The 7,394-nt window shown below is 62.5% G+C and carries 6 protein-coding genes; 2 read left to right on the forward strand and 4 right to left on the reverse strand.

Features of this window, described 5'->3' with window-relative positions; all coding sequences use genetic code 11:
• On the reverse strand, window positions 1-325 hold a 325-nt coding region (locus tag J9892_RS17810), incomplete at its 3' end, for a transposase (protein ID WP_246876703.1).
• A gap of 139 nt (window positions 326-464) precedes the next feature.
• Entirely contained in the window at window positions 465-1,802 is a 1,338-nt protein-coding gene (gene astB, locus J9892_RS17815) for an N-succinylarginine dihydrolase (RefSeq protein ID WP_210538646.1), read from the reverse strand.
• A 360-nt stretch (window positions 1,803-2,162) separates the two neighbouring features.
• Between astB and topA the strand changes: the two genes are divergently transcribed.
• Together topA and J9892_RS17825 are read left to right on the forward strand one after the other, a co-directional pair.
• Window positions 2,163-4,784: a type I DNA topoisomerase gene (topA, locus tag J9892_RS17820; RefSeq protein ID WP_010673895.1), complete on the forward strand. Its 2,622-nt coding sequence runs from the start codon at window positions 2,163-2,165 to the stop codon at window positions 4,782-4,784.
• Window positions 4,785-4,899: 115 nt separating this feature from the next.
• Window positions 4,900-5,070 (forward strand): hypothetical protein, encoded by a 171-nt coding sequence (locus J9892_RS17825; protein ID WP_164882955.1) that lies wholly within the window; start codon window positions 4,900-4,902, stop codon window positions 5,068-5,070.
• 83 nt (window positions 5,071-5,153) lie between these two features.
• Here the strand turns inward: J9892_RS17825 and J9892_RS17830 are convergent, their stop codons facing one another.
• Both J9892_RS17830 and J9892_RS17835 read right to left on the reverse strand, forming a co-directional pair.
• A complete protein-coding gene (locus tag J9892_RS17830) occupies window positions 5,154-5,504 on the reverse strand; it encodes an MGMT family protein (RefSeq protein ID WP_039040524.1) in 351 nt (116 codons plus the stop codon).
• A gap of 66 nt (window positions 5,505-5,570) precedes the next feature.
• Complete coding sequence (locus J9892_RS17835; RefSeq protein ID WP_210538647.1) at window positions 5,571-7,121, reverse strand: PAS domain-containing methyl-accepting chemotaxis protein; 1,551 nt, start codon at window positions 7,119-7,121, stop codon at window positions 5,571-5,573.
• Window positions 7,122-7,394 lie beyond the last annotated feature (273 nt).

The following is a 7,394-nucleotide window of genomic DNA, read 5'->3' on the forward strand; positions in this document are numbered from 1 at the left end:
GGAAATTCATGATGGAGGTGCGGTCCGGCAAGGCGCTATCCAGGGATAACCGGGCAAACAGACGCATGGAGGCGATTTCGTACAGAGCATCTTCCATCGCGCCATCGCTCAGGCTGTACCAATGCTGCATGCAGTGAATGCGCAGCATGGTTTCCAGCGGATAGGGCCGACGACCATTACCGGCTTTGGGATAAAACGGCTCGATGACGGCGGTCATATTCTGCCATGGCAGGATCTGCTCCATGCGGGAGAGGAAAATCTCTTTTCGGGTCTGACGGCGCTTACTGCTGAATTCACTGTCGGCGAAGGTGAGCTGATGACTCATGATGAACCCTTTTTCATGGCTCCAGATGACAAACATGATCTCATATCAGGGACTTGTTCGCACCTTCCCTAAAAAGAGAGCCGGGCATTGCCCGGCTCTCTTTTTTTATTGCGTCGGCTCTGCAGGCCGATGGCGCACCTCAGCGTTGGAAGGGGTAGACGGAACCCAGTTTCAGGATCTGGGTCAGCTCGTCCAGGGCGGTGCGGGTCTCCAGCACCAGGGAGGGGTCGCGCAGATCGTCCAGCGCCAGGCTGTCGCGATAGTGCTTCTCGACCCACTGATCCAGGCGGGCAAACTGGCTGTCGGTGATGAGGCAGGCCGGGTTGACCGCGGCGAGCTCGGTGTCGTTCATGGCAACCCGCAGACGCAGACAGGCGGGGCCGCCGCCGTTTCTCATGCTCTGCTTCACGTCCATGTAGTGGACGTCCTTGATGGGGGTGCCCAGGGTCACCAGCCTGGCCAGATAGGCGGACACCGCCGGGTTGTCGCGGCATTCGGTGGGGGCGATGATCGCCATCTCGCCGGATGGCAGGGTGAGGATCTGGGTGTTGAACAGGTAGGACTTCACCGCATCCTGCACCGACACCTCTGCAGTCGGCACCTCGATGAAATGCAGTTCCCCGTCGCCGAACTTGGTACGCACCTCGGCCAGCGCAGCCTCGGTATTGAGGAACGCCTGCTGGTGGAAGAAGAGCACGTTCTGGTTGCCCACCGCGATGACGTCGTTGTGGAACACCCCCTGATCGATCACGTCCGGGTTCTGCTGAATGAAGACCGCGCTCTCATCCCCAAGGCCATGCAGGCGGGCGATGGCCTGGCTCGCCTCCAGGGTCTGGCGGGCCGGATAGCGTTTGGGGGCGGGCTGGGAGACGTCGAAGGCGCTGCGGCCATAGACGAACAGCTCGACCCCCGCTTCGCCATAGGCGCGGCACAGCCGGGTGTGGTTGGCGGCGCCTTCGTCACCGAAGTGGTCGTTCTCAGGCAGATGCTGGTGGTGATAGAAGTGGCGATCGTTGTTGAACACGGCCCGCAGGATGCGCCCGGTCACCTCGGGCTCCAGGGAGCGGTGGAACTTGTTGGTCAGGTTGGCGGGGGTGAAGTGAATGCGGCCATCCTGGGTGTCGGCGCTCGGGGAGACGGTGGCGGCGTTGGCGGTCCACATGCTGGAGGCGGAGTAGCAGGCGGCCAGCACGGCGGGGGCCTGTCTGGCGGCCTGGGCCAGGACGCTGGCATCGTTGCCGGTGAAGCCCAGGCGGCGCAGGGTCGCGAGATCCGGTCTCTCCTGTGGCGCCAGCACGCCCTGCACCATGCCGAGGTCGGTCAGCGCCTTCATCTTGCGCAGCCCCTGCTTGGCCGCTTCCTTGGGGTTGGAGGCCTCTTTGGCGTTGCTCTGGGAGGCGACGTTGCCATAGGAGAGGCCGGCATAGTTGTGGGTGGGGCCGACCAGGCCGTCGAAGTTGACCTCGAAGTGCTTCATGATCACATCCTTTCGATTTTTATATGGGGAGCGGTTCCTTCCGCGCACAAAGCTGCGGTGTGCGGCCATTATAAAGAGATTTCATCCTTTGTAACAAGCTGATAACCAGAATGGGTTTTTATGTCACAAGGGTGGCTGGATATGTCATTTCCAATCTAAAAAAGGGGGGGATATAGCATAAAAACAAAAAAGCGGTTGCTTCCCGCGCCCCGGCTTCGCATTAATAAATAAAGAAGCAGGGCGGTTCGGGCTGTCGGGCAAATTGACCCGCAAGATTGCTTTTTCCCGTCAAATCTCTTATACAGCCCCACAAAACCGCACGCCAACCCCGTCGGGTGCAATGAGGATAATAGTTACAGCATGGGCAAATCACTGGTCATCGTGGAGTCTCCGGCCAAGGCCAAGACCATCAACAAATATTTGGGCAAGGACTACGTGGTGAAATCCAGCGTAGGCCACGTGCGCGATCTGCCGACCAGCGGCAGCGCCAGCACCGAGCCCAAAAAACCTGTCATTCGCGGCATCAAGCTCAGCGAATCCGAGAAGGCGGCCAAGGATCGCAACGCCCTGTTCTCAAGGATGGGCATCAACCCGACCGCAGGCTGGCAGGCCAACTACCAGATTTTGCCCGGCAAGGAAAAAGTGGTCAGCGAGTTGCAAAGTCTGGCCGCCAAGGCCGACACCATCTATCTCGCAACCGACTTGGATAGAGAGGGGGAAGCGATCGCCTGGCACCTGCGCGAGATCATCGGTGGCGACGACAGCCGCTACAAGCGCGTGGTGTTCAACGAGATCACCAAGAGCGCCATCCAGGAGGCGTTCGCCCAGCCGTCCGAGCTGAACATTCATCGCGTCAACGCCCAGCAGGCCCGTCGTTTCCTCGACCGGGTGGTGGGTTACATGGTCTCCCCGCTCTTGTGGAAGAAGCTGGCCCGCGGCCTCTCCGCCGGTCGGGTGCAATCCGTCGCGGTGCGCCTCATCGTCGACAAGGAGCGCGAGATCAAGGCGTTCGTGCCGGTGGAGTTCTGGGATCTCAACGCCGACCTGCTCACCGCCGAGAAGAGCGAGCTGCGCATGGAGGTGGTCAGCCGCAACGGTGCCGACTTCAAGCCGGTGACCCAGGCCGAGACCTTCGCCGCCGTGGCGGCCCTGGAAGGGGTCGACTACAAGGTGGTCAACCGGGAAGACAAGCCGACCGGCTCCAAGCCGTCCGCTCCCTTCATCACGTCCACCCTGCAGCAGGCCGCTTCTACCCGTCTGAGCTTCGGGGTCAAGAAGACCATGATGATGGCCCAGCGTCTCTATGAAGCGGGTTACATCACCTATATGCGTACCGACTCCACCAACCTCAGCAAAGAGGCGGTGGACGCGGTGCGGGAATACATCGGCGAGCAGTATGGTGCCGCCTACCTGCCGAGCGAGCCGAACCTCTACGGCGCCAAGGCCAATGCCCAGGAGGCCCACGAGGCGATCCGCCCCTCCAGTGTCCAGGTGACCGCCGAGATGCTGGAAGGGATGGAGCCCGATGCCATGCGGCTCTATGACCTCATCTGGCGCCAGTTTGTCGCCTGCCAGATGACCCCGGCCCAGTACGACTCCTCCACCCTGACCGTCAAGGCAGGGGAGTTCGAGCTCAAGGCGCGCGGTCGCACCCTGCGCTTCGCCGGCTGGACCAAGGCCCTGCCGCCCATGGGCCGCAAGGGTGAAGACAGCCAGCTGCCGGCGGTGACCGTCGGTGAGGTGCTGAAACTGGTCAAGCTGGATCCGCGCCAGCACTTCACCAAGCCGCCCGCCCGCTTCACCGAAGCGGCCCTGGTGCGCGAGCTGGAAAAGCGCGGTATCGGCCGTCCGTCCACTTACGCCTCCATCATCTCCACCATCGTCGACCGTGGGTATGTGCGGGTCGAGAGCCGCCGCTTCTTCGCCGAGAAGATGGGGGAGATCGTCACCGACCGCCTGGTGGAAAACTTCGTCGAGCTGATGAACTACGAGTTCACCGCCAAGATGGAAGACAAGCTCGACGGCATCGCCGAGGGGAGCCTGGAGTGGAAGAAGGTGCTCGACGCCTTCTACGCCGAGTTCACCCAGGAGCTGGAGCAGGCCGACAAGCCCCATGAAGAGGGGGGCATGCGTGCCAACCAGATGGTGTTGACCGATATCGACTGCCCGGATTGTGGCCGCAAGATGGGTATCCGTACCGCCACCACCGGCGTCTTCCTCGGCTGCTCCGGCTATGCCCTGCCGCCCAAGGAGCGCTGCAAGAAGACCATCAACCTGGTCAGTGCGGACGAGTTCGTCTCCGCCACCGACGGGGACGAGGCGGAAACCGATGCGCTGCGTGCCAAGCATCGCTGCGGGATCTGCGGCACCGCCATGGACGCCTACATCATCGACGACAGCCGCAAGCTGCACGTCTGCGGTCGCAACCCGGATTGCGATGGTTACGAGGTGGAGCAGGGGCAGTTCAAGCTCAAGGGCTACGAAGGGCCGAGCATCGAGTGCGATCGCTGCGGCTCCGAGATGCAGCTCAAGAACGGCCGCTTCGGCAAATACATGGGTTGCACCAACGAGAGCTGCAAGAACACCCGCAAGATCCTGAAAAATGGCGACATTGCACCGCCGAAAGAGGATCCGGTGCCGCTGCCCGAGCTGAAATGCACCCAGTCCGACGCCCACTTCGTGCTGCGGGATGGCGCCGCCGGCCTCTTCCTGGCCGCCAGCAACTTCCCCAAATCCCGCGAGACCCGTGCGCCCCTGGTGGAGGAGCTCAAGCGCTTCCGCGATCGCCTCTCTCCCAAGCACCAGTACCTGGCGGACGCCCCGGCGTCAGATCCTGACGGAAACGCCTCCGTGGTGCGCTTCAGCCGCAAGACCAAGGAGCAGTACGTGATGACCGAGGTCAACGGCAAGGCGACCGGCTGGACAGCCCATTACGACAACGGAAAATGGCAGGAGAGCCTGCCCAAGGCGAAGAAAGCCTGATGGCGACGCCGCTCACGGCATGATGAAAGAGGCCCCTTGCGAGGGGCTTCTTTGTTGGTGGATGGCGATATACTGGAATGGCTGCATGGATGGCAGCGCAAGACAGGGAGTTGTCATGGAGATACATGAAATACGGCCGGGCATGACCTGCCTGACCCGTGAAGGGACAGCCTATGTGCTGGAGGTGGACAGACAGAGTCTGTTGGTGCTCTTGCAACGGGAGGATGAGACCATCCCGGTACAGGTGCGCAGCGATGACATTCTGGGGCCCATTGCCGGCGACTAGGGAAGAGAACATGACGGAGGGCGACCACAGAGGCCCTCCCTTTGTTGCAAGAACGCCCATCCCTTCGGGACGTGCCAGCCTCGTCAGAAGGGAACCAGAAAGAGCAGCTCGGCCAGGTCGGGCTGCCACTGCCACTCCCGCATCCTGACCCGCCCGCCAATCACGGGCACCCCCTCCTCCTGCAGCAGCCCCGCTTGCTTGTCAAAGCCTGCGGATCCTTTTGGCAGCGAAATGGTGCCTGCCGCCCCCAGCACCCGATGCCAGGGCAGCACCTTGTCGGTCTCCCGCAACACCTTGCCCACCAGTCGTGCTCGTCCGGGCAGGCCCGCGAGATCCGCCACCTGGCCGTAGCTCACCACGCGGCCGGGGGGGATCAGGGCCAGGATCGCCTCGATGCGGGCCGTCTTGTCCAGGGGGGGCGCGTTCGTTCTCATGATGATGGCTCGTCAAAAACAGCAGAAGCGCCATTGTGGCGCTTCTGTCATGGGGCTTGCAATCTGTCAGCCGAAGGTCTGGCTCAGTCCCCTGAGCTCGCGGGCCCGCCTGAGCAGCTCCTGGCTGGAGTCGTCCACCGCCTGGATCTTCTGGCTGTTGGCGCGGGAGTATTCGGAGATCTGGTGGATGTTGCGGCTGATCTCCTCCACCACCTGCTGCTGCTCCGCGGCGGCGGCGATCTGGGTGGAGAATTCGGTCACCTGATCGATTTCACCCAGCACCAAGTGCAGGTTGCCTGATCCCTGGCGGGTCATCTCGACGCATTCCCGGGTCTGGGCCAGGTTGTCCTGCATCATGCCCTGCCAGCGCTCCAGGGTGTGCTGGATCTGGCTGATGCTGCCCTGGATCTGCTCGGTCGCCTTGTGGGTACGGGTCGACAGGGTGCGCACCTCGTCCGCCACCACTGCAAAGCCGCGCCCCTGCTCGCCGGCACGGGCGGCCTCGATGGCGGCGTTGAGGGCCAGCAGGTTGGTCTGCTCGGCGATGCCCTGGATTTCACCCATCACGCTGCCAATGCGCTCCGACTCGCTGGCGAGCTCCACCGCGGAGTGGAAGGCCTGCTCCGCCTGGCTGGCCAGCCTGGTCATCTGCTGCTGGGTCTGATCCAGCTGTTCCACCGTGCTCTGGCAACTGCTGCGTGCCTCGGTCACCTGGCCGTTGGTGTCCTGGATGTTGCGGGCGATTTCGTGGGCGGTGCTGGCCATCTGGGTCATGGCGGCCGCCATCTGCTGGGTCTGGGCATCCTGCTCGTTGATGTCGAGGAAGGCGCGGTGTGAGGAGTCTTGCAGATCGGTTGCCAGGGCCTGAAGCGGATGGGTGGCATCGTCGACCCGCCCCAGCACGGTGCGGATCCGGGCCTGCAGCATCTTCAGGTGAAAATCGGCGATGGCACCCGGGGCATCCCCCGAATAGACCAGCCGGGTCAGGCTGTCATATTGCTGACCGAGCTGCCTGAGATAGCGGGGCAAGGCGATGAGCTCGCGCCAATAGGCGCCCGCAATGGCGAGGGGGGGAAGCAGCATCAGCAGCGCGGTGAGGGGGCCCTGGGTGAGGGCGGCCCAGACCAGCAGCGCCAGCAGCGGCAGGCCGAGCATCAGCGGCCTGAAACGGCGCAGCGAGGGGCGGGCCGGGGTGCCCCGTTGCTCGGCCGAAAGCAGGGCCCGATAGGCCTGGGCGGCAGCCTGCTTGAGCTGGGGGTCGGGCTTGCAGCGCACCGACTGGTAGCCGCTTATCTTGCCGTGCTCGTAGATGGGGGTGACGTAGGCGTCGACCCAGTAATAGCGGCCATCCTTGCAGCGGTTTTTCACCACTCCCCGCCAGGGGTTGCCTTCCTTGAGGCGATCCCAGAGGTCGGCGAAGGCGGCCTTGGGCATGTCGGGGTGGCGAACCAGGTTGTGGTTGTGGCCGACCAGTTCATCGACCTGGTAACCGGCGATGCGGCAGAAGGCGGGGTTGGCGTAGGTAATGACGCCGCGCAGATCCGTGGTGGAAACGAGTTGCACGTCGGCGGGAAATTCCACTTCACTGTCCACGACCTGGGCGTGTTTGCGGGCCATAAGGGTAAGCTCCGATCTGTTTGCTGATTGTTATTGTGGCGGAACCGCAGGGAGGTGCATCCCCTGTCTGGTTTCATCGGGGGCCTTATTTTGCCAACAAAGGCAGATGAAAAGTAGGGGCTAGGTTGTAATGCCGATCAGTTAAGGATCCATTGACCGATCCTCAGGCTGTGTAAGAATCCGAAACTCCTTGTTGGGTTTCGGATTTTTTTATGCGTATCGACCAAGCTCTCGACTTCATTCACGCCTGTCCTCCCGGAAAGTTTGAGTCCC

Origin of the sequence: Aeromonas sp. Prich7-2 (genome assembly GCF_017939255.1) — a bacterium.
In the GTDB taxonomy this organism is placed as follows: domain Bacteria; phylum Pseudomonadota; class Gammaproteobacteria; order Enterobacterales; family Aeromonadaceae; genus Aeromonas; species Aeromonas caviae.